This window comes from Flavobacterium segetis (genome assembly GCF_900129575.1).
Classification (GTDB): domain Bacteria; phylum Bacteroidota; class Bacteroidia; order Flavobacteriales; family Flavobacteriaceae; genus Flavobacterium; species Flavobacterium segetis.
In genome coordinates this window covers 458,019-482,465 of sequence record NZ_FQWE01000002.1, presented here as the reverse complement: position 1 = coordinate 482,465, position 24,447 = coordinate 458,019, and the positions used below count along the sequence as shown (strand labels likewise).

General features: G+C 34.2%; 17 protein-coding genes. 12 read left to right on the top strand and 5 right to left on the bottom strand.

Annotated elements, in window-relative coordinates; genetic code table 11:
• The first annotated feature begins 96 nt into the window (after positions 1-96).
• Positions 97-1,047 carry a 2-hydroxyacid dehydrogenase gene (locus BUA99_RS04270; protein WP_072988644.1) on the top strand — a complete coding sequence of 317 codons (951 nt, stop codon included), beginning with the start codon at positions 97-99 and terminating at the stop codon, positions 1,045-1,047.
• Positions 1,048-1,095: 48 nt separating this feature from the next.
• Positions 1,096-1,377, top strand: a complete 282-nt coding sequence (locus tag BUA99_RS04265; protein ID WP_072988642.1) for a TM2 domain-containing protein — start codon at positions 1,096-1,098, stop codon at positions 1,375-1,377.
• A 52-nt stretch (positions 1,378-1,429) separates the two neighbouring features.
• Here the strand turns inward: BUA99_RS04265 and BUA99_RS04260 are convergent, their stop codons facing one another.
• Positions 1,430-3,232, bottom strand: a complete 1,803-nt coding sequence (locus BUA99_RS04260; RefSeq protein WP_072988640.1) for a GNAT family N-acyltransferase — start codon at positions 3,230-3,232, stop codon at positions 1,430-1,432.
• Between the two features lie 113 nt (positions 3,233-3,345).
• On the opposite strand from BUA99_RS04260, the gene BUA99_RS04255 reads away from it, so the two are divergent.
• The 7 genes from BUA99_RS04255 (at position 3,346) to BUA99_RS04225 (ending at position 13,885) form a co-directional block, all read left to right on the top strand.
• On the top strand, positions 3,346-4,107 hold the full coding sequence (locus tag BUA99_RS04255) for an exodeoxyribonuclease III (RefSeq protein WP_072988638.1): 762 nt from the start codon (positions 3,346-3,348) through the stop codon (positions 4,105-4,107).
• Between the two features lie 141 nt (positions 4,108-4,248).
• Complete coding sequence (locus BUA99_RS04250; RefSeq protein WP_072988776.1) at positions 4,249-5,190, top strand: OmpA family protein; 942 nt, start codon at positions 4,249-4,251, stop codon at positions 5,188-5,190.
• Between the two features lie 154 nt (positions 5,191-5,344).
• Positions 5,345-6,382 carry an aldo/keto reductase gene (locus BUA99_RS04245; RefSeq protein WP_072988635.1) on the top strand — a complete coding sequence of 346 codons (1,038 nt, stop codon included), beginning with the start codon at positions 5,345-5,347 and terminating at the stop codon, positions 6,380-6,382.
• Positions 6,383-7,504: 1,122 nt separating this feature from the next.
• Positions 7,505-11,260 (top strand): class I SAM-dependent DNA methyltransferase, encoded by a 3,756-nt coding sequence (locus BUA99_RS04240; RefSeq protein WP_072988633.1) that lies wholly within the window; start codon positions 7,505-7,507, stop codon positions 11,258-11,260.
• A 167-nt stretch (positions 11,261-11,427) separates the two neighbouring features.
• The gene (locus tag BUA99_RS04235; protein ID WP_072988631.1) at positions 11,428-11,685 is read left to right on the top strand and encodes an FUSC family protein; all 258 of its coding nucleotides are present in this window, start codon (positions 11,428-11,430) and stop codon (positions 11,683-11,685) included.
• Between the two features lie 265 nt (positions 11,686-11,950).
• Positions 11,951-12,511 carry an REP-associated tyrosine transposase gene (locus BUA99_RS04230; protein WP_072988629.1) on the top strand — a complete coding sequence of 187 codons (561 nt, stop codon included), beginning with the start codon at positions 11,951-11,953 and terminating at the stop codon, positions 12,509-12,511.
• An 882-nt stretch (positions 12,512-13,393) separates the two neighbouring features.
• Entirely contained in the window at positions 13,394-13,885 is a 492-nt protein-coding gene (locus BUA99_RS04225; RefSeq protein ID WP_317045028.1) for a DUF2237 family protein, read from the top strand.
• 628 nt (positions 13,886-14,513) lie between these two features.
• On the opposite strand, the gene BUA99_RS04220 is transcribed toward BUA99_RS04225, so the two are convergent.
• The 4 genes from BUA99_RS04220 to panC all read right to left on the bottom strand — a co-directional run bounded on the left by BUA99_RS04220 (position 14,514) and on the right by panC (position 19,412).
• Complete coding sequence (locus BUA99_RS04220; protein WP_072988627.1) at positions 14,514-16,475, bottom strand: transglycosylase domain-containing protein; 1,962 nt, start codon at positions 16,473-16,475, stop codon at positions 14,514-14,516.
• Between the two features lie 281 nt (positions 16,476-16,756).
• On the bottom strand, positions 16,757-18,118 hold the full coding sequence (radA, locus tag BUA99_RS04215; RefSeq protein ID WP_072988624.1) for a DNA repair protein RadA: 1,362 nt from the start codon (positions 18,116-18,118) through the stop codon (positions 16,757-16,759).
• Between the two features lie 80 nt (positions 18,119-18,198).
• Positions 18,199-18,549 (bottom strand): aspartate 1-decarboxylase, encoded by a 351-nt coding sequence (gene panD / locus BUA99_RS04210; protein ID WP_072988621.1) that lies wholly within the window; start codon positions 18,547-18,549, stop codon positions 18,199-18,201.
• Positions 18,550-18,563: 14 nt separating this feature from the next.
• Positions 18,564-19,412, bottom strand: a complete 849-nt coding sequence (panC, locus tag BUA99_RS04205; protein ID WP_072988618.1) for a pantoate--beta-alanine ligase — start codon at positions 19,410-19,412, stop codon at positions 18,564-18,566.
• Positions 19,413-19,520: 108 nt separating this feature from the next.
• Between panC and BUA99_RS04200 the strand changes: the two genes are divergently transcribed.
• The 3 genes from BUA99_RS04200 to glmS are packed head-to-tail and all read left to right on the top strand — an operon-like array spanning position 19,521 to position 23,866.
• Positions 19,521-20,327, top strand: a complete 807-nt coding sequence (locus tag BUA99_RS04200) for a glycogen/starch synthase (RefSeq protein ID WP_072988616.1) — start codon at positions 19,521-19,523, stop codon at positions 20,325-20,327.
• 20 nt (positions 20,328-20,347) lie between these two features.
• Positions 20,348-22,009 carry a BamH family beta-barrel-assembly machinery protein gene (locus tag BUA99_RS04195; RefSeq protein WP_072988614.1) on the top strand — a complete coding sequence of 554 codons (1,662 nt, stop codon included), beginning with the start codon at positions 20,348-20,350 and terminating at the stop codon, positions 22,007-22,009.
• A 9-nt stretch (positions 22,010-22,018) separates the two neighbouring features.
• Positions 22,019-23,866 (top strand): glutamine--fructose-6-phosphate transaminase (isomerizing), encoded by a 1,848-nt coding sequence (gene glmS, locus BUA99_RS04190; protein ID WP_072988611.1) that lies wholly within the window; start codon positions 22,019-22,021, stop codon positions 23,864-23,866.
• The last annotated feature ends 581 nt before the right edge of the window (positions 23,867-24,447 follow it).

Genomic DNA, 24,447 nt, shown 5'->3' with positions numbered 1-24,447 from the left:
TAAAAACGCAAATTTATGAATTTCGACTTTAATTATTCCTTTTAAAATCATAAACCGTATTTTTTTTGTTATTTTGGGAGTTTAAAAATCAAAATTATGGACATGAAAATCCTCCACATAGATAGCAATCATCCATTGCTTTGGGATCAGTTAAATAAAGTGGGATTTATAAACCACAGTGATTTTACATCGTCAAAGGAAGAGATTGAAAATAAAATTCAAGATTATCAAGGAATTGTAATCCGGAGCCGTTTTAAAATTGACAAAGAGTTCCTAGATAAAGCTAGAAATTTACAGTTTATTGCTAGAGTGGGAGCGGGTTTAGAAAGTATCGATTGCGATTATGCCATTTCAAAAAACATTGCTCTTATTGCCGCTCCAGAAGGCAATCGAAATGCAGTTGCAGAACATAGCTTAGGAATGATCTTATCGCTTTTTAACAATTTAAACCAAGCGAATGCTGAAATTAAATCAGGAACGTGGAATCGAGAAAGCAATCGCGGTCATGAATTAGAAGGTAAAACGGTAGGTATAATAGGGTACGGAAATATGGGAAAGGCCTTCGCCAAAAAACTACAAGGTTTTGATGTTGAAGTTTTATGCTATGATATTTTAGATAATGTGGCTGATGCCAGCGCAAAACAAGTCTCACTTGCTGAACTGAAACAGAGGGCAGATGTGCTAAGTCTTCATATTCCTTGGACTCCAGAAACAGATAAAATGATTAATTTAAAATTTATCAATGAATTTGAAAAACCTTTTTGGATCATCAATACCTCAAGAGGGAAAAATATCGTTACGGCTGATTTAGTCGCAGCATTGCAATCTGGAAAAATTCTAGGCGCTGGGCTGGATGTATTAGAATACGAAAAATTATCTTTCGAAACATTATTCAGTGATAAACATACACCTGAAGCTTTCCAATATTTACTAAAAGCTCAAAATGTGCTGTTAACACCCCATATTGCGGGCTGGACTTTTGAAAGTCATGAGCGATTAGCACAAGTAATAGTTGATAAGATAAAAATGAAGTACCATCGTTCATAATTCAATAATAATATTAAATTAGCTGAACCAAATAAATAACTATAAAAAATGGAAAATTCAAAACAAGAGCAATGGAATAATCCTCAGCCAGTTAGGCAGGATAATAAAAAATTACCAGCTGGCTTATTAGCTATACTTTTAGGATCATTAGGAATACACAAATTCCTGCTAGGCTATACAACTGAGGGAATAATTTGGTTAGTGATTAGTATTTGCACTTGTGGAACTGTAACAACCTTATTAGGTCTTATCGAAGGAATTATTTACTTGACAAAATCTGATGAAGAATTCTATCAAACGTATCAAGTCAACAAAAAAGGATGGTTTTAAAGCACGAAAAAGCCCGTTGATTATTTATCAACGGGCTTTTTAACTATTATTTCTAATCTTCTTTTTCGCTCAATTTACGTTCAAGTTCTTTCTGAAACTCCTCCATTACAGGTTTCATGGTGCTATCTGGAATATCTGAAATTCTAATGTACATTAATCCGTCTACTGCATTGTTAAAAAGCGGATCGACATTGAAAGCAACCACTTTTGCATTTTGTTTGATGTATTTTTTAATCAGTACAGGCAAACGTAAGCTTCCAGGTTCAAGTTCGTCAATAATTTTATCAAACTTATTTAAATCAGCTTCTGTTTCGTTGAATATGAAATCCTTATCCGCATCTTTCAGTTTTACTTTGTATTCTTTCTTAGGATGAATATACTGCGCTATGTAAGGATCGTAATAATTAGATTTCATAAATTCAATCATCAATGACTTTGAAAAATCAGAGAATTGGTTACTGATGCTTACGCCTCCTAGCAAAAATTTATGTTCTGGATAACGCAATGTAGTATGCATAATTCCTTTCCAAAGCAGGAATAGGGGCATTGGCTTTTGTTGGTATTCTTTAATGATAAAAGCGCGACCCATTTCAATAGATTTATGCATCATATCATGCAACTCTGGTTCAAAACGAAATAAATCGTTTAGGTAAAAACCATTAATACCATATTTAGGATATATTTTTGAACCTAATCCCATTCTGTAAGCACCCGCAATTTTATTAGTTTCATTATCCCATAAAAATAAATGATGGTAATACTTATCATGTTTGTCTAAATCGATACTTTCGTTTGTGCCTTCTCCTACTTCCCGAAAGGTTACTTCTCGCAGTCGTCCTATTTCATGTAAAATGTTTGGAATCTTTGAAGCTTCAGTAAAAAATACTTCGTAGTTTTTACTTTGTAAAAGACGACAGTCCGTATTTCTAGCTATTTCGACTTCGGCAATCATTTTCTCTTGATTGGCTCCGGTTACAATTTTCTTAGGACTTTTAGGAATTTTCAATGATGAAGTAGGTAAAAAATGGCTTTCTTTCTCGAAAGGATTTGCCAGCATATAGGTTTTTTTACGCAAAAACTCAGAGTATTCTTCAATCGATTTGTATTCATTTTGTTCCGTAACTGAAATTGGCTTTCCAACACGAACTTTTATCACACGGTTTTTTTGACTAAAGACTTCCGATGGTAATTTTGCCGTTCTAAAGGTGCTACTGATCTTAGAAAGTAGATAAAACAACCGGCTGTTTTTAGCATGAAAATAAATAGGAATTACTGGAACTTGTGCTTTTCTGATTACTTTTATAGCACCTTCTTCCCAAGGTTTATCCACCATTAACTTTCCATCTTTGTAGGTAGAAACTTCTCCTGCTGGAAACATTCCTAATGGTTTGCCATCACTTAAATGACGCAGTGTTTCTTTTATTCCTACCACGCTAGATTTCGCATCCTTATGATTTTCAAAAGGATTTACGGGCATTATATATTTCTTAAGAGGTTCAATGCGGTGCAATAAGAAATTAGCAATAATTTTGAAATTTGGTTCTATTTCTAACATTAATTTTAGCAATAAAACACCGTCTATTCCACCAAGAGGATGATTTGAAATAGTAATATAAGCTCCATCTTTAGGTAACCGCTTTAAATCTTCTTCTGGAATTTCAAATTTTATTTGCAAATCGTCTAAAATTCCGTTTAAAAAAGCAACATCTTTTAAATGTCTACTTCTATCATAAACTTTGTTCAAGGTAGAAATTTTAAGCACTTTCATTAATATCCACCCGGAAAAAGTTCCAATAAATCCGTATTTGTCAACATTTATAGCTTTTGCAACTTCTTTGGCGGTAACTAAACCCATTTATTTTTTATTTTTAGAGCAAGAAACAAAGATAGCAAAAAAGTCCATTTTCTCTATTTTTCTGAATCAAACTTCTACTTTTTTATTACTTTTGAAACTCTAAAAAATCTATAATGAAAATTATTTCATATAATGTCAACGGAATCAGAGCAGCGATTACAAAAGGATTTATCGATTGGTTGCAACAAGCAAACCCAGATGTTATTTGCCTTCAGGAAATTAAAGCAACCGAAGACCAAATTCCAGTAGATCTAATAACAGCTGCGGGTTATCCTTATCAATACTATTATTCGGCAACAAAAAAAGGGTATAGTGGCGTTGCTATTCTCTCAAAAATTAAGCCTAATAATGTAGTTCATGGAACGGGTATCGCTCACATGGATTTTGAAGGAAGGAATCTTAGAGCTGACTTTGATGATGTGTCTATCATGAGTTTGTACTTGCCATCAGGAACAAACATAGATCGATTAGACCATAAATTCATGTTTATGGATGATTTTCAAAATTACATCAATGACTTGAAAAAAGAAATTCCCAATCTTGTTATTTGCGGTGATTATAATATTTGTCACGAAGCAATAGACATTCACGATCCTGTGCGCAATAAAAACGTTTCTGGATTTTTACCTCAGGAAAGAGCATGGTTAGATACATTTATGAAGTCTGGTTTTGTAGATAGTTTTCGTCATTTTAATAGTGAGCCACATCAATATTCCTGGTGGAGTTATCGCGCTGGAGCAAGGGGAAATAATAAAGGTTGGCGTATCGATTACAATTTAGTTAGTGATTCTTTAAAACATAAATTGAAAAGAGCCGTTATTTTATCTGACGCTGTTCACTCTGATCACTGCCCCATTCTAGTGGAAATTGAATAATTTTTCTAGGAGCTTAATCCTGCTATCCGCTACAATCTTGTTGCTTTCTTGAAAAAGCAACAAGGATTTTCACTGCTATCAGGGCTAGGGCATTTCGGTGTAAAGAATAATTTCAAAAAAATATTAAAAAATAGAAATAAAATGATAAAAAAAATTGCTGTCGGTTTACTTGTAGTAGCACTTTCAACTTCGTGTGTATCTAAAAAGATATACAACGATCTAGAAAATAAATTTACCGATTTAAAAAGAGAAAATAGAACTATTGCTGATGAAAATGCTGATTTATTAAAATCCAAAAATCAGTTGGAATTAGATCGCGACGGTCTAAAAACAGATCTTGGCAAAGCCAATGCCGAACTTAGTAAGTTAAAAGCAGATTATGCTGCTGCTCAAAATAAGTTAAAAGTACTGGAGGATTCCTATGCTGCTTTAGAAAAAAACAGTAGTGATGCTTTGCAAAGCAACATGAAAAAAAATCGCGACTTGCTAGAGCAATTAGATGAAAAAGGAAAAGCACTTGCACTGGAACAAGAACGATTGAGCAAAAATGCGCAACGCTTGCAAGAACTTGAAAATTTAATTGCTGCTAAAGAAGCAAGCATGAAAAAATTAAAAGAAACATTATTAAATGCCTTAAATGGTTTTGAAGGAAAAGGATTGACCGTTGAGCAAAAAAACGGAAAAGTTTATGTCTCTATGGAAAATAAATTATTATTTAATTCAGGTAGTTACGCTGTAGGTTCTGAAGGTAAAAAAGCGGTCATTGAAGTGGGTAAAGTTCTTGGTGACAACCCAGAAATAGCCGTTCTTATTGAAGGTCATACAGATGATGATTCTTACGCTGGTTCAGGTCCAATTGCTGATAACTGGGATTTATCTACTAAAAGAGCAACGGCAATTGTAGCGATTTTAAGTGAAAATAAAAACATCAACAAGCAAAATCTTACTGCAGCAGGTAGAAGTGAGTACGCGCCTTTAGGGAGCAACGCAACTGCTGATGGAAAAGCTAAAAACAGAAGAATAGAAATTATTTTGACTCCAAGGTTAGACGAAATTGCTGAAATGCTGAAAGAAATCAATTAAATCAAAAGATCTAGAATAGCAAAAAAGGTTTAAAGAGTATTCTTTGAGCCTTTTTTAGTACCTATTTTTAAACGTTTCTTAAAAAAATAGTGTAAACAGAAAATTAAAAGTTTTAGAAAATCTACTTTTACATACAAATTAGAATTACAAAAAAATGAAATATACGACCTTACCAGATACGGACATAAAAGTGAGCAAAATATGCCTTGGCACAATGACGTTTGGGGAGCAAAACACTGAAGCTGAAGGGCACGCCCAAATGGATTATGCAGTTGAAAACGGAGTTAACTTCTTTGATACTGCTGAGATGTATTCAATTCCGGGGCGTCAAGAAACGTACGGAAGTACGGAGAAAATTATTGGATCGTGGTTCAAAAAATCAGGGAAAAGAGAAGAAGTAGTTTTAGCATCTAAAATTGCTGGACCCAATCCTAATTTTGGTTACATGAGAGACACGTTAGATTTTTCGCCAGCTAGTATCAAGTTTGCATTAGACCAAAGCTTACAACGCTTACAAACGGATTACCTGGACGTATATCAATTGCACTGGCCAGAACGAAAAAACAATTGTTTTGGACAACGTGGATTTAAAATTCAGGATGATGCTTGGGAGGATAACATCCAAGAAGTTTTACAGACTTTAGACGGATTTGTAAAAGAGGGAAAAATTAAACATGTCGGACTTTCTAATGAAACGCCTTGGGGAATCATGCGATTTCTAGAGGAAAGTAAATACAATAATTTACCTAGAATTAAAACGATTCAAAATCCCTATTCGCTCTTGAACCGACTTTTTGAAGTAGGATCCTCAGAGATTTGTATGCATGAAAATGTAGGATTGTTAGCGTATTCGCCAATGGCCTTTGGTATCTTAAGCGGCAAGTTTTTAACTGGTGAAGAACATCCAAAAGCTAGAATTAAATTGTTCCCTAATTATTCTAGATACAATAGCGAGCAATGCACAAATGCAACTATAATGTACAACGATATTGCAAAGAAAAACGGTTTAACTCTAACGGAACTATCATTAGCATTCATCGAGCAACAAGCCTTTGTCACCAGTACAATCATAGGGGCAACAAGTATTGCACAATTAAAGGAAAATATTGACACCATTACGGTGACACTTTCTCCTGAAATAATAGCTGATATTAATGCTGTGCAAGCAATCATTCCTGATCCTGCACCATAATTAAAAAATAAATTGTAAGGCCGATTTTTCTAGTAAAAATCGGCTTTTTAATTTTTGTGATAAAGTGGTTTTCGCTATTAAAAGTTACCAACTCTCAGGATGTGTTTTCAGTTTTAAACTGATGTTACTTACGATATAACCTAAGGACCCACTAGCGCGGATTTGCAATCCGTGCCCACTAACATTCATAATTATGCCTTTCAGTTTTACAACCGTGCTCCACAAAATTACCCGCTAGCGCGGATTTGCAATCCGTGCCCACTAATATTTATAATTATGCCTTTCCGTTTTACAACCGTGCTCCACAAAATTACCCGCTCTGAGGATTTGTTTTTAATTTTTAAACTGATGTTACATGCGGTAAAAGTTAATAATCAAATGAAGTTGCTATCCTTATCATTCCCACTTAGGAGCACTCGAGGGTTTATCTAAATAGGCGAATCAAGCGCAACGGCGTAGAGCAACAAACTGAGATTCTTCCTTCGTCAGAATGACAAAGTTGGAGAACTAAAAGCATAACTTGATTGTTTTGACCTTAAAGCGTAAAGCTCTTAATTCGGAGGTTGAAATTTGTAACTCGTATTTTATAAATCTTATGTCCTAACATTAGGTTAAGGATAATGCCAGTTCAATTATGAATATGCCGTAAAACATTATTGATTTTTGTCTGGTTGAGCGGAGTCGAAACCCGCTAGCGCGGATTTGCAATCCGTGCCCACTAACATTTATGATTATTTCTTTCCGTTTTTCAACCGTGCCCCACAAAATTACCAGCTCTGAGGATTTGTTTTTAATTTTTAAACTTACGTTACATGCGGTAAAAGTTAATAATCAAATGAAGTTGCTATCCTTATCATTCCCACTTAGGAGCACTCGAGGGTTTATCTAAATAGGCGAATCAAGCGCAACGGCGTAGAGCAACAAACTGAGATTCTTCCTTCGTTAGAATGACAATATTGTAGGGTGTGTTTTGTGAATGGTGATTAATGATTGATGATTGGTAATCCGTAAGTGGTAATTCGTGCTGAATTTAATTACAAAATAAAAGTATAACCTGAAAATCTATCTTGTCCAATTCGTTTATTTTTGGTACGTTTGGTTATTCTCAACACCCACAGTTCTATGCTCATCAAACCTCGTAAAGCGCTCAATAAAGCCTTTCTTAAAATTAGACCGGACCGCAATGGCATCGAATTGTTTAAATCAAAGCTTATTCTGCTTTTAGATTCCAGCAAAGCCAATGAATCTGAAGAGTTTCACAAGAATTTGATTTCCGATTTTCTGAAAAACACCTATTATTCGCCTAATTATTTTATCAATACCAAAGGCCGAAATGATTTGGTGATTCACACCAGTTCAGAAGCTAAAAGTAATGTGGGCGTTATCATTGAAGCCAAAAGTCCGACCAACAAAGCCGAAATGATTTCGGATAAAAACTTAAATAATAAAGCCTTGCAAGAATTGGTTTTGTACTTTTTGCGGGAACGCATCACGCTCAAAAACCTTGAAATCAAACATCTTGTGGCAACCAACCTCAATGAATGGTTTCTTTTTGACGCACAAATTTTTGATAAGCTTTTTGCACAAAACAAATCGTTTGTCAAGCAATTTCAAGACTTTGAAGAAGGAAAATTATCGGGCAATACCACTGATTTTTTCTATAGAGAGATTGCCAAACCTCACATCACTTCGATTATTGATAAAATAGAATATACCTATTTTGATTTGGCCACTTACGATACGATTTTACGGAATACCGATAAAGAAGACGACGCCAAGTTGATTGTTTTGTACAAATTACTTTCGCCGGAACATCTTTTGAAATTGTCTTTTGCTAATGACAGCAATTCCTTGGACAAGAATTTCTATAATGAACTCCTGCATCTCATTGGCTTGACCGAAACCAAAGAAGGCGGCAAAAAACTCATTCAGCGTCCCAAAGTAGGTGAACGAAACAGCGGTTCTTTACTCGAAAATGCCATCAATCAGTTGGACAGTTTGGATAAAATATCCCGACTTCCTAACCCAAAACAGTATGGCGCTACTTATGAAGAACGCCTTTTTACCGTGGGTTTAGAACTTTGCATTACGTGGGTCAACCGCATCTTGTTTATAAAACTCTTGGAGGCACAACTCATCAGTTACCACAAAGGCGACCGGAGTTATGCGTTTTTGCACAAAGAAGTGTTGCACGATTATGACAACCTCAATGCGCTGTTTTTTATGGTGCTTGCCAAGAAACCCGAAGATAGAAACGATCGGGTCAAGGAGGTGTTTGCCAAAGTGCCGTACCTGAACAGTTCGCTTTTTGAACCTACCGATTTAGAACACGATACCTTATTTATTGCCGGTTTAGAAGATACCATTCCGCTTCCTTTTATATCGGGAACGGTGATTAAAGACGGCAGCGGAAAGAAACAAAAAGGCGAAATCAATGCCTTGGACTACTTTTTTGATTTTTTAGACGCCTACGATTTTGCCAGTGAAGGAAGCGAGGAAATTCAGGAGGACAATAAAACCTTGATTAACGCCTCAGTGCTAGGATTGATATTTGAAAAAATCAACGGTTATAAAGACGGTTCGTTTTACACACCCAGTTTCATTACGATGTACATGTGTAAAGAAACCATTAGGCGTGCCGTGGTGCAAAAGTTCAAATCGGCACCTAACCCAACTAAAGCGGGCGAAAACTTCTCTACAATTGAAACGTTCAACGACTTGTACAATAGCATAACCGACTTGCAAGGAGCAAACGACATCATCAACAGCTTAAAAATATGCGATCCCGCCGTGGGTTCCGGACACTTTCTGGTTTCGGCATTGAATGAAATTATCAGCATCAAGCAGGATTTGGGTATTTTGCTGGATAGAAAAGGCAAGCGTTTAAAGGAATACCAAATGGATATTGTAAACGATGAGTTGATTATTACTGATGACGATGGCGTTCCTTTTACCTATAATCCCAAAAGTACCGAAAGCCAGCGGGTACAAGAAACCCTGTTTCACGAAAAGCAAACCATTATAGAAAACTGCTTGTTTGGTGTGGACATTAACCCGAATTCCGTCAAAATATGTAGATTAAGGTTGTGGATTGAACTGTTGAAAAATGCGTATTACAAAGAAAGTAGAGAAAAGAATATAGCATATAGAGAGCTTGAAACCTTACCTAACATTGATATTAACATTAAATGTGGGAATTCCTTAATAGCGCGTTTTGGGCTAGATGCTGATTTAAAGAAAGCGTTGAAGCAAAGCAAATGGAACATTGAAAGTTATAAACTTGCCGTGGACACCTATAGAAATGCCGAAAGCAAGGAACAGAAAAAAGACATGGAACGCTTGATTGCGGATATCAAAGGTAACTTTAGAAGTGAAATAGGGATTAGCGACCCAAAGAAATTAAGTTTAGAAAAAAAGAAAGGCGAACTCTTTAATTATACTCAGCAAGTAGGCCTTTTTGACCGCAGCAAGAAAGAGCAAACCGCATGGAATAAAGCGGTGAACACGCTAGCGTGCGATGTTAAAAAACTAGAAACAGATATTGAGGAAATCAAGAGTAACGCCATTTATGAAAATGCTTTTGAATGGCGCTTTGAGTTTCCCGAAGTCTTGAATGATGCCGGTGATTTTGTGGGTTTTGATGTGGTGATTGGGAATCCGCCTTATATTAGACAAGAAGAATTTGTTGATATTAAAAATCATCTAATTAAAAACTTCGAAACTCATAATGGTTCAGCTGATCTCTTTGTTTACTTTGTAGAATTAGGTGTGAAAAATTTAAAGGAAAATGGACACTTCTCTTTTATTATTCCAAATAAATGGATGCGTTCTGGATATGGCAAGCAGATTAGAGCTTTTCTTAAAACTTATCAAATTACTGAAATTGTTAATTTCGGTGATTTACAAGTTTTTGAGGAGGCGACGACTTATCCTTGCATTTTAAGCATAACAAAAGATAAGTCGAAACATATGTTTTATAGTTCAAATATAGGCTCATTGTCATTTGCTGATGGATTAGCTAGTTATATTGAACAAAATAAAAATGAAATTAATATATCACAGTTAAATGATGAAGGCTGGACCTTAACAAATTTCATTGAACAAAATTTATTATTAAAAATTAAAGATGTTGGCATTTCCCTTTCACAATACACAAACGGAAATATCTTTTATGGAATTAAGACCGGTTTTAATGAAGCTTTTGTAATTGATGAAATTACAAGAGCATTATTGATAAAAGAAAATCCAAATAGTATTGATATTATAAAACCACTTTTTGCAGGCAGAGATATTAGAAGGTTTATTACACCTACAAGTAAAAAATACCTGGTTTTTTCCAATCGAGGTATAAATATTGAAAATTATTCTGCAATTTATAATCACTTAAAGAAATTCGAGTTACAACTTAAAGCAAAAGCTGGCGCCGCTGCTTGGTACGAATTGCAAGCAAGTCCCAAAAATATTGATAGATTTACACTTCCTAAAATTATTTACCCTGACATAAGTTTAGGTTCACAATTTACAATTGATAAATCTGGATCATTTATAAATGACACAGCTTTTTCAATTCCATTGCATGATAATTATTTACTAGGAATATTAAATTCTAGAGTAGTATTATTTTATCAAAAAAAAATTGCTTCCGAAATTCGGGGAGGTTATTTAAGATGGAAATCTATTTATGTAAACAATATTCCAATTCCGAATATTACACTTGACGCACGACAACCTTTCATCGAAAAAGTAGACCAAATCCTAACCCTAAAGCAAGCCGATGCTTTGGCTGATACATCGGTTTTAGAACGAGAGATTGATTTGATGGTGTATGAATTATATGGTTTGAGTGCGGAGGAAATTGCGGTTGTTGAGGGGAGTTAGGGAGTTAGGGTGTTGAGGTTGGGGAAATTAAAAAATGCTTTCGGATATTAAAGGTTTAGAATAATTGAAAATTAAAAAAAGTTATATATACTTGCTTATATTTATTAGTTAGTAGAAATCTCAAAACCGACACCTCAAAAATTGAACAAATAAGAAGATTTAAATAAATGGAACAAATAGAATATATACAAATGACAGACGAAGAATTATTAAATGAAGCAAAAAAAATGAAGTCTTTTTCATTTACAAATGCTTTTTTAATTGGATTATTAGTAGGAGTTATATTTTACAGTGTTGTTAAAAATAGTTGGGGAATCCTAACTTTAATCCCTTTATACTTCCTATACAAGTTGGTCAACGACCCAAAAAACAAAAAGGTTAAAGAATTACAAAGTTTATTTAAAGAACGAAATTTAAAATGGTAACAACTGAGAATTGTTTTAACTGTTCAAACCCGATAGCGCGGATTTGCAATCCGTGCCCAATCATATAAAAACAACTCATCTGATAGCGCGAATTTGCAATCCGTGCCCAATCCCAACCCGCTAGCGCGGATTTTCAATCCGTGCCCATCACAAAAAAACAACTTTAACCGCTTCAAGTATTCCCGCTAGCGCGGATTTGCAATCCGTGCCCAATCCCATAAAACCAAAACTTACCGCCTAAATTATTTCTAATAAATCATGTATTATGTCCACAAAATACAAAGCCAATACTACAGAAGAAGCCTATTTTATCACGATAACTACGGTAGGTTGGGTAGACATTTTTACGCGACTAAATCAGAAATATATTTTGACAAATGCTCTGCGTCATTGCCAAGAGCATAAAGGTTTAGAAATTTATGCCTACGTTATAATGAGTAGTCATTTACATCTGCTTTGTAAGGCGGTCAATGGTTTTATATTATCTGATGTGATTCGGGATTTTAAAAAATTTACTTCCAAGAAAATTATAAAAACCATAATAGAAGAGCCAGAAAGTAGAAGAGAATGGTTATTGGACCATTTCAGTAAAGCGTGCGAACATTTAAAAAGAGAGCAACAGTTTAAAGTGTGGCAGGATGGGTATCACGCTATACACATATATAGTAATTCATTTATAAAGGAGAAAATAACCTATATTCATGACAATCCTGTAAAAGATAAATGGGTCACTTTGCCTGAAGATTACTACTTCAGTTCTGCCCGAAATTATGCGGGTTTAGAACATGAAATTGAGGTTGTTTTATTAGAGTTGTTCTCAAAGTAAGTGGGCACGGATTACAAATCCGCGCTATCGGAGTTGTTTTGAAAGTAAGTGGGCACGGATTACAAATCCGCGCTATCGGATTGAGGTTATTTTATTAGAGTTGTTTTGAAAGTAAGTGGGCACGGATTACAAATTCGCGCTATCGGATTATTTTATTAGAGTTGTTCGCAAAGTAAGTGGGCACGGATTACAAATCCGCGCTATCGGGATTAGAGCATGAAATTGAGGTTATTTTATTAGAGTTGTTTTGAAAGTAAGTGGGCACGGATTACAAATCCGCGCTATCGGATTGTTTTATTAGAGTTGTTCGCAAAGTAAGTGGGCACGGATTACAAATCCGCGCTATCGGGATTAGAGCATGAAATTGAGGTTGTTTTATTAGAGTTGTTCGCAAAGTAAGTGGGCACGGATTACAAATCCGCGCTATCGGGAATTGAGGTTATTTTATTAGAGTTGTTCTCAAAGTAAGTGGGCACGGATTACAAATCCGCGCTATCGGATTATTTTATTAGAGTTGTTCTCAAAGTAAGTGGGCACGGATTACAAATCCGCGCTATCGGGTTAGAGCATGAAATTGAGGTTGTTTTATTAGAGTTGTTCTCAAAGTAAGTGGGCACGGATTACAAATCCGCGCTATCGGATTATTTTATTAGAGTTGTTCTGAAAGTAAGTGGGCACGGATTACAAATCCGCGCTATCGGAGAATTTTGATTGGAGATTGCTGATTGGTGACCTCGATAAAGCAGTTTTGTTTCAATAACTTTGGTAATAACTTTGCATTATCAGATGACGATTATTGATCTACCAGAATTTCTTTTCATATTTACATTTTGAAAATAGAAAATAAATGATCAAAGCGCAAAATTTTTAGAAATGAAGATTATGAAAAAAGAAATCTTATTCTTTTTATTTGTGTTAACTATAACATTGGGACAAAATGAAGAAGTGCAAAAAAATTGTTTAATTACTAAAGAAACTACTATATCTACATTAAATAAAAACAAGATGAGAAAGCAAGAAAAAAATGTACTTGGAACAGCTTTAGAAATGGCAAGTTTAGAACCTATAACAGGATTTTATAGAGATGGTTTTTGTTCCACTGGTGATGCTGATACAGGAATTCACGTTGTTGCAGCGGTATTAACGACTGAATTTTTAAACTATTCTAAATCAAAAGGCAATGATTTAGTTACGCCCAATTTAGAATATAATTTTCCAGGATTAAAATCAGGCGATGTTTGGTGTTTGTGTGCTAACCGATGGAAAGAAGCTTTAAAAGCTGGCGTTGCTCCACCTGTAATTTTAAAAGCAACCAATGAAAAAGCGTTGGGCATTATTTCATTAGATGATTTAAAGTTACACGTTGTAAAGTAAAAGCTCGTGATTCGTGATTCGTGACTGGGAATTAGTGATTAGTATTTTGTCGCTGATACCTCATGTTTTGCGCTTTGGACCCGCTAGCGGATATGCAATCCGTGCCCACTAACATTGATGATTATGCAATTTAGTTTTAGAACCGTGCTCCGCAAAATTTCCAACGCTGAGAATGTGTTTTCAGTTTTAAACTGATGTTACTTACGATAAAAGTACTACTCAAATAAGTTGCTATCGATATCATTCCGATCCAGTAGGACTTGAGGGTTGATCTGAAAAAGGCGAAGCAAGCTCAACGGCGTAGAGCAACAAACTGAGATTCTTCCTTCGTCAGAATGACAAATCTGGAGCAGTAAAAACTCGTGATTCGTAACTCGTGACTGGAGATTGGAAATTAGTGACTAGTATTCTATCCCTTATCCCTCATATTTTGCACTTAATACCTCGTCTTTAGTATCTTGCACCTCTCATTTCGTAACTGACAAGTCCTGCAAAGTTTAAAACTTTACGGATATGTTTGTGAATCTTACGTTGATGTCATTAAATTTCCACAGATCTTTTACACTTAAAAAAAAGAATTTTCGCAGATCAGCAGCAACTTATAAATAATAGAATTTTTAAACCTATTTTAAAGCGAGAATTCATCAAATGTCGGTATCGAATCAATTGCCGTAGAATCCTTCACTTTTAATCTCAAATAGGATTTAGCCGCGCCAGTTATGTTCAAGGTTTGTTGTTTGTAGATAGTATCTTCAAGACTTAAAAGACCCCTACGAGTCATAATGTTAGTTAAAAAAGATTCTTGTTTAACAGCAAATTCTCTTAGTAATCCCTCATCATTAAATTGATACATGAATTTTTTAGGACTTGGAATAATTCGGGCAAGGAATAAACACTCTTTTAAATCCAGATCAGATGGATTTTTATCGAAATAAAATCGACTCGCTTCGCCAATTCCATAAATATTTGGACCCCATTCAATGACATTAAAATAGATCTCCAGCATTCTTTCTTTGCTTGCTATTCGGTTGTTTTCTAAAATGTATACGAGCAGTATTTCCTCTAGTTTTCGGGATAACGTTTTCTCGCGTGTCAAAAACACATTTTTGACTAGTTGCATACTGATCGTACTCGCACCGCGCGCGAATTTCTTAGTTTTTATATTTTTTATAATAGATTGTTTGAACGCTTCATTGATAAAACCACGATGATTGAAAAAGGAAGGATCTTCAGTGGTTAAAACACTTTTTTGTAAGTAAGGTGAGATCTGGTCTAATGGAGTGAAATTTGGATTGGTTGTGCCAACTAAAATAGGGCGTTGCAGCACATCTTTGATTATGGCACGGTAAATAAACTCACTATTGAGTTTGTTTAGATTGGCTGTACCGTATTTTGTTATTTTCAAGTTCTCTTTTTTGAGTTTGCTGTCAAAAACTAATTCTTTTGGTTTGTTGATATTGTATTGAAAATTCAATGAATAATTAAAAGCTCCATCAGCTTCCATGCCCTGAAAATTTGTGAATAGTCCGTCCGGAAGTGAAGTGATAAAATCTTGAGCTTTGGTTTTTGGAAGCGCTATTTTAAGTTTATAAACCGTGTCTTCTATGGTTTCGTATGCCAAGTAAGGATGAAGTTTAATTTTATTGAGTTGTACCGTCGAGCTACTATCAATTGAAATGAAATCAGCGCCCAATAAAAAACGATAATCAAATCTTGCATTTTTAACAATAACGTCTTTTCGGGAAATTCTGGGGTGATTTATTTTTAAATTGGCAATTGAAGTAAATCCATCAATGTGCAATTCGTTACCACTTTTGTTTATATTCTCAATTTTTAAACGAATGGAGTCAAAGCTGGAAATGAGATTGTAACGCTCATCTAAATAGGGAACTTTGATGGCGCCAGTATCAAGATTGAAAAATCGAATATCAGCTCTTTTACCTCTTGGATCAGCATATCCTTTGATTTTCCACCGTTGTGAAAAAGAATTGGTTTTTATATGTAAGGAAGTTTCTAAATTTTTGTTCTGAAGTATCAGTTTATCAATTTTAATGGTTGCTCTTTTAGCATTGTCGTCCAATTTAAAAACTAAATTTTCCACCTTCATATCTGTAGGAACAAGATTTAGCACTTTTGAAATAATACGATACGCGATTTCAGCATAATCTTTTTTACTACTCTTAATTGATTCTTGATTGTCTTTTTTAAGGAAAGCAGCAAAGTTTTTCACGTTTCCTTTTTTCACGAGTTGGACAAATCCATTCTGAACTTCAAGTGTTCCTAGTTGAATTTCTCCAGTCAATAATTTCCAAATATTAATGCTAGTTCTTAATTTTTGTATGCTGAATAAAGTATCTGCATTTCTTGGAGTAAGTGTAATTTCGGTTAAACTTAAATCAGTAAAGCCTTCAAAATTTGCCTTTTTGACTGTAAAATTGCTATTGTAGTCGAGTTCCATTTTGGATTTTAAATTCGCAATAGCCTCATTTAAAATAGTATCTCTCAAGAAATAAAGCGATGTTATAATTACTATAAAAAAGACGATGAGAATTTTTAAAAACAGTATGCTTTTTTGTTTTGTGGTTTTCATTACCATGCAAACGTTTATTTTGTCGAATTAGTTTTTCAAGATAAGGAAATAAATGCAAAGCATTATTTTTATTATAGCAATAATCTAGTTTTAACGTCAGCTTAATATCTAAGTGAAAACGTACATTTATAAAACTTGAAATCGATAGTCATTCCCGAAAGTTTTGAATTATAAGAATGTGTCTATGATTTTTGATGTAAAATGGTACGCATAAATAATATGCAACACAATTTAAATTACAAACAACAATTACATTTTATGAAATTATAGAAGAAATTTTTTTACCCAAACAATTCCCCTGCAACATCCTCGATTTTAGCCACCAATCTAATATTTATTCCACTATTTTTAATGGCAATTTTGTTATATTTTGATACAAAAATGGTCGAAAATCCAAGTTTCTCTGCTTCTTGAATGCGCTGATCGACACGGTTTACAGGTCGGATTTCGCCCGAAAGTCCAACTTCGCCCGCAAAGCAAAAATCTTTATTGACTGCAATATCTTCATTAGAGGATAAAATAGCTGCAACAACGGCTAAATCAATAGCAGGATCATCAACTGAAATTCCTCCGGTTACGTTCAGGAAAACATCTTTGGCGCCAAGCCTAAAGCCTGCTCGTTTTTCTAGAACCGCTAAAATCATATTTAATCTTTTAGCATTATAACCTGTTGTGCTGCGCTGTGGTGTTCCGTAAACTGCTGTACTCACTAGGGCTTGAATTTCAATCATTAGTGGTCGCATGCCTTCCAAGGTTGACGCAATTGCCGTTCCTGATAATTCCTCGTCTTTATGGGAAATTAAAATTTCTGAAGGATTAGAAACTTCGCGTAAACCGCTTCCTAACATTTCATAAATTCCTATTTCGGCCGTGGAGCCAAAACGGTTTTTTAACGAGCGCAAAATTCTGTATACATGATTTCGATCGCCTTCAAATTGTAGAACGGTATCAACCATGTGTTCTAAAATTTTTGGACCGGCAATATTTCCGTCCTTGGTGATGTGGCCAATTAGTATCACCGGAATATTTGTTTCTTTAGCAAATTTGATCAACTCAGCGGTTGTTTCTCTAATTTGAGAAATACTTCCCGCAGTAGATTCTATATAATCCGTATGAAGGGTTTGAATGGAATCAATGATTACAATCTCGGGTTCAATAGCTTCAATTTGCTTAAATATATTTTGGGTTTTCGTTTCGGTTAGAATATAGCAATTGTCACTACTAGGTGTAATTCTTTCTGCACGCATTTTTATTTGTTTCTGGCTTTCTTCGCCTGAAACATAAAGGGTTTTGTAGGGTAGTTTTAGTGAGATTTGAAGTAAAAGTGTACTTTTACCAATTCCAGGCTCACCGCCAAGAAGTATTAGAGAACCGGGTACGATTCCGCCGCCTAAAACTCTATTCAACTCTGCATCAGTTGTGTCCATTCTGATCTCTTGAGTAGAATCAATTTCGTCAATTCGCAGTGGTTTTGGAGCCTTATTGCTTGAAGTAGTTTCGCTTTTCCAAGCGGTTTTTTCTTGTTTTTGAATAATTTCTTCAGCAATGGTATTCCATTCTTTGCAGGAGTTACATTGTCCTTGCCACTTGGCGTATTGTGCGCCACAATTTTGACAAAAAAAAGTTGTTTTTACTTTAGACATTATTTTTTTGGAATAAATTTTAACTTTTCATGCCTCAAAAAGGCTATAATACTTTGATAATAGTAATTAAAATTTATTACTTACGTCAATGAATTGTCGTTTTCATTTGGAAATATAACCCATGGTTTAAAGGTTTTAGCTTCTTCAAATTCCAATGTCGCGTAAGATATGATAATAATAATATCATCTTTTTGAACTTTTCTCGCGGCTGGACCATTTAGCGTTATTGTTCCAGAATTTCTTTCTCCTTTGATGGCATAAGTTTCAAAGCGTTCCCCGTTGTTGATATTTACAATAGCCACTTTTTCACCTTCAATAATATTTGACGCCTCGAGTAGAGATTCGTCAATAGTAATACTTCCGATATAATTTAAGTCGGCACCTGTTACTTTAACACGGTGAATCTTTGATTTTAAAACTTGTATTTGCATGTTACAAATGTAAATTAATTTAGCGAAACGGTATCAATCAAACGAATATTGTTGACTATTACCGCAATAAAAGCGCGGTATTTTTTATTCTTGTTTTTTCTGGTACAAGGCACCAGAGTTGTTTCATCAGCAATGGTAAAATATTCTAGTTTAAAACGGGGATTTTTTTCGATAAATTTTTTAACCCATTGTGTGATTTTTTTCGAACTTTGTTTCACAAACTTCTCTTTTGCAGTAGTTAGTGTCTTATAGATAATGGCTGCTTCGTCTCGCTCTAGATCAGATAATCTCTCATTTCTAGAACTCATTGCAAGCTCGTTTTTTTCCCTATGTATGGGGCAGCCAACTATTGTGACTGGCAGGTTATCTTTAATGACCATTCTTCTAACGATTTGTAATTGTTGAAAGTCTTTTTCACCAAAATAAGCTTTTGTAGGTGCAACAATCTCAAAAAGTCTTTTCACAATTGTACCAACTCCATCAAAATGTCCCGGTCTAAATTTTCCTTCCATTTGGTTTTCCAATCCATCAAAATCGAAGTGCTGAGAGGAAACATTCCCTTCATAAATATCATTTACTGATGGAGCGTATAAAATAATTTTAGGATCTAAATCATCTAATTTTTTCACATCTTCGTCAAGCGTTCTAGGATATTTTGCTAGGTCCTCAGGATTGTTAAATTGTGTGGGATTTACAAAAATACTAACTACTGTATTTTCATTTTCTAAAAGGGATTTCCTCATCAAAGCAATATGTCCCTGATGTAAAGCACCCATAGTTGGAACGAACCCAATGGTGGAATCTACTGTTTTTTTTGATTTCAAATAGTCCATTAAAGATGCTTTTCCGTAGAAAATAGGCATGGTGGTATTATTAAAATTAAATGCAAACTTACTATTTTAGTTAATAACTGCATAAATTTTTGTAATTTTGCGTGGTTTTTATTGCCAATAAATTAAGTAAATCACAATATGAAAGATAAGAGGATATTATATGTATCATCTGAAGTGGTGCCGTATCTCGCTGAAAACGAGGTCTCTCTAATGTCTTATGACGTTCCGAAAATGATTAATGATCAAGGAGGACAGATAAGAATTTTTATGCCAAGGTATGGAAATATTAACGAGAGAAGACATCAATTGCACGAAGTAATTAGACTTTCGGGGATGAATTTAGTTGTAAATGATTTAGATATGCCACTTATTATAAAAGTTGCATCAATCCCAAAAGAGAGAATTCAAGTCTATTTTATTGATAATGACGAGTATTTTAAAAGGAAAGCAACATTTACAGATGAAGAAGGTGTCATGTATCCTGATAATGACGAACGCGCCATTTTCTTTGCAAAAGGAGTTGTTGAGACGGTAAAAAAACTAAATTGGGTGCCTGATATTATTCACGTTCATGGATGGATGGCGGCAATGTTGCCAATATATATGAAGCATTATTATAAAAATGAGGCTTTGTTTTCTGAAACAAAAATTGTAACTTCTGTTTATGGTCAATCTTTTGATGGGACATTAAATAAAGGCATGATTAATAAGGTAAAATTTGACGGAATTCCCGCTGATGCTGTGGCTGACTTGGAAACACCGAATTACGAAAACATAATTAAAGCGACGATAAATCACTCCGATGCAATAATAATCGCCTCAGAAAACCTCTCCCCAAGTTTAACAAAATTTATAGAATCTTCAGGAAAACCTTTTTTACCTTTCGCCCCGAAAGACGCATTTGCGGAAGCATACACTAATTTTTACCGAAATGACGTTCTTTAAATTAAACTTTTAAATTAAATATGAATACTACTTCTTTTCTTAAGAAAGCGCTACTTGTTGTAATTGTTGTTTTTTTTGCGTCGTGTGATAAAGATTATAATGAAATAGGCGGCGATTTAATAGGCGGAAATAATTTTGATTTCAACAAAGCGTCTTTTAGTGTACAAGCTTATACCCAAAAAACAGGTGCAATCCAGTCAAATAATCTTGAAGTAAATCCATTAGGAATTTATAGTGATAGTAACTTTGGGGAAACTAATGCCAATTTTAATACACAGGTATCATTACAAGCAGCTGTAACTAGTGTTGGTGCCAGACCTTTTATAGAAAGTGTTATTTTGACAATTCCATATTTTAAAGATGATTTTAAAACTAAAGTAAATGCTGATGGCAGTCGTACGTATGTTTTAGATTCAATCTATGGCGCAGCTAATGCTAAAATAAAATTAAGTGTTTATGAGTCTGGTTATTTTATGAGAGATGCAGATCCGCTTACGGGTTTTCAGCAACAACAGCAGTTTTTTACGGATCAAAACACATTATTTGATAGCAACAAAATTGTGGATCGTTTAAATGATAGTTCAGACAAATCGCAAAATGATGAGTTCTTCTTTAGTTCAACTGAGGAAGCTGTTCCAGTTACGGATTCAATTACAGGTGCGAAAAGTACTAAGTATATTGTTCCTGGAATGAAGCTGAATTTAAACAAGGAATATTTTAAAACTAGAATTTTAGATGCAGCCAATGAAGGAAAATTGGCGTCTAACAATGTTTTTAAAAACTATTTTAGAGGTCTTTATTTCAAAACAGAAAAAATTGCAGGTAGTACTGGAAATATGGCAATGCTTGACTTTAAAAAGGGTCAAATAACAATTGTATATAAACAAGATGTAGCGAGTCCTACCGGAGGTGCTCCTACAAGAGAAAAGAAAACATTAATTTTAGATTTGTCCGGAAATAGTGTTAGTCTTTTAAACAATGATTTTAGCTCGGCGGGTACTACTTATAATAGTTTACCTATAAAAGGCAATGCTGCTGCTGGGGATGAAAAAGTGTATCTTAAAGGTGGTGAAGGATCTATAGCGGTACTAGATTTATTTGATAAAACTGATATTAAGGGATATGACGGACAAGGTAATTTAACTTCAGGTGCAAATGGCATATCTGATGAGTTAGATGATTTACGAAATCCAGCTGACGGTAAAAAAATATTAATTAATGAGGCTAATTTAGTGTTTCATATTGATGCAGCAACGATGGCTAATAGTATTGAGCCACAAAGAGTTTATTTATATGATTTTAAAAATAGTCGTCCTGTCGTAGATTATTCTGATCCTTCTGCTAATAATATTGACCCAAAAAAATCAAAATTATTATTTGGTGGAATTATTGAAAAAGGTGTAACAAGTAAAAGAGGAACGACTTATAAAATAAGGATAACAAATCAAATACGAAATCTTATAAATAACAAGGATTCCACGAATGTAAAATTAGGTCTTGCTGTTATTGAAGATATCTTCCGAATCAACTCGTACAAAGTACGAACACCAAATGCCGATATCAACTCAGCTCCAAAAGCTTCAGTGATGAATCCTTTAGGAACAATTTTATATGGTGGAAGTTCTACTGTACCATTGGAAAAAAGATTGAAGTTAGAAATTTATTTTACAAAACCTAATTAAGCCAAACTTATGTGTGGAATCGTTGGATATATTGGATATAGAGAAGCTTATCCTATTGTTATTAAAGGATTAAAAAGACTAGAATATAGAGGTTACGATAGCGCCGGAGTAATGTTATATGATGGTGAAGCTATGAAAGTTGCAAAAGCAAAAGGAAAAGTTTCTGATTTAGAAGAAAGGGCGTTACAAGAAATCACAATAAATGGTTCCATTGGTATGGGTCATACTCGTTGGGCAACACATGGTGTGCCAAATGATGTAAACTCTCATCCGCATATATCAAATTCGGGGGATTTAGCAATAATACATAATGGTATTATTGAAAATTATGCCCCGTTAAAAGCAGAATTAATAAATAGAGGTTATGTATTTCACTCAGATACTGATACTGAAGTTTTAATTAATCTTATTGAAGAAGTTCAGAAAAAAGATAATCTAAAGCTCGGAAAAGCTGTTCAAGTAGCGCTTAATCAAGTTGTAGGTGCTTATGCTATTGCTGTTTTTGATAAAAAAAATCCAAACGAAATTGTTGCAGCACGTTTAGGTAGTCCACTTGCAATAGGCATTGGTGAAGGTGAGTATTTTATAGCATCTGATGCTTCCCCGTTTATAGAATATACTGCAAACGCAGTTTATCTAGAAGATGGCGAAATGGCAAATATTAGATTGCACAAATCAATGAAAGTTCGTAAAATTAAAGATGATTCACTAGTAAATCCTACCATTCAAGAGCTTCAAATGAACTTGGAGCAAATTGAAAAAGGGGGATACGATCACTTTATGTTAAAAGAAATCTATGAGCAACCAAGTGTTATCAAAGATACCTATAGAGGTAGGCTTCATGCAAATGATGGTTTAATCCAAATGGCTGGAATTGAAGATAATTTAGAAAAATTTCTTAATGCTGAACGTATAATAATTGTTGCATGTGGTACATCATGGCATGCTGGATTAGTTGCAGAATACATTTTTGAAGAGTTTGCTAGAATTCCTGTAGAGGTTGAATACGCCTCGGAATTCAGATATAGAAATCCAATTATTAACAGGACTGACGTAGTTATAGCTATTTCGCAATCGGGTGAAACAGCTGATACAATGGCAGCAATTAAGTTAGCTAAAGAAAATGGTGCGTTCGTTTTTGGAGTTTGTAATGTTGTAGGATCTTCAATTTCTAGGGAAACACATGCAGGAGCGTACACTCATGCTGGACCAGAAATAGGCGTTGCGTCAACTAAAGCTTTTACAACTCAAATTACAGTTTTGACTATGATTGCTTTACGTTTGGCTAAGGCCAAAGGAACTCTTTCTCATTCTGTGTTTCATGCTTATTTACAAGAGTTAGAAATTATTCCTGAGAAAGTAAAAGAAGCTTTAGAGACCAATGATAGAGCAAAAGAAATTGCTGCAATTTTTAAAGATGCACCTAACTGCTTGTATTTAGGAAGAGGATATAATTTTCCAGTAGCATTAGAAGGCGCTTTGAAATTAAAAGAGATTTCATATATTCACGCTGAAGGCTATCCGGCAGCAGAAATGAAGCATGGTCCAATAGCGTTGATTGATGAACACATGCCTGTAATTGTAATTGCACCTAAACAAGGGCATTATGATAAAATAGTTAGTAATATTCAAGAAATAAAATCAAGAAGCGGTAAGATTATTGCCGTGGTAACTAAAGGAGATACACAGGTCAGAGAATTAGCTGATTACATCATTGAAATCCCTGAAACATCTGATGCTTTATCCCCATTAATCACAACTATACCTTTGCAATTATTATCGTATCATATTGCCGTGATGCGAGGCTGTAACGTTGACCAACCTCGGAATTTAGCAAAATCTGTTACAGTAGAATAGATTATAGTAGAATTATTATTTAAGAGCCTCAAATTTATTGAGGCTTTTTTATTAGCTCTATTCTTGAGCGTTAAATTTTAACTTTTATTATGTAAGTCAGAAATTTAAATTAAATATTTTTCGGCAACTTTTTTTCATGACACTCTTATTTTTAGTTTTATGGAATAACTATTGTAAATGCAGAGTTCAAAAATCTAATAAGTTTTTAGGCTTAATTCTATTTAATATCATGGCAAAAAATATTTTATAAATTTATGTACAATTTCAAGAATGTAGAAGAAAATCTAACACTTAATTTCAAGCATTTATAGTAAGAGTTTAATACTGTTTTGCTGATTTTTCTACTTAATTAAGCAAACTTATGATTTTTATCGAATCGCTAGAATTTAATATTAATTTTGTGTTATTTTTAATTATTATATGCGTGCATAATGATTTATTGATTTTTTATCATAAAATTTAACAAATCAAATCTAATTGATTATGCGAATTATTTAGAAAATAGGTTATATAACTGTTAAAAAGTAAATTTTTTTTACTCTTTTTTATTAATATCAAAAATATTTGTACTTTGGCTTCAT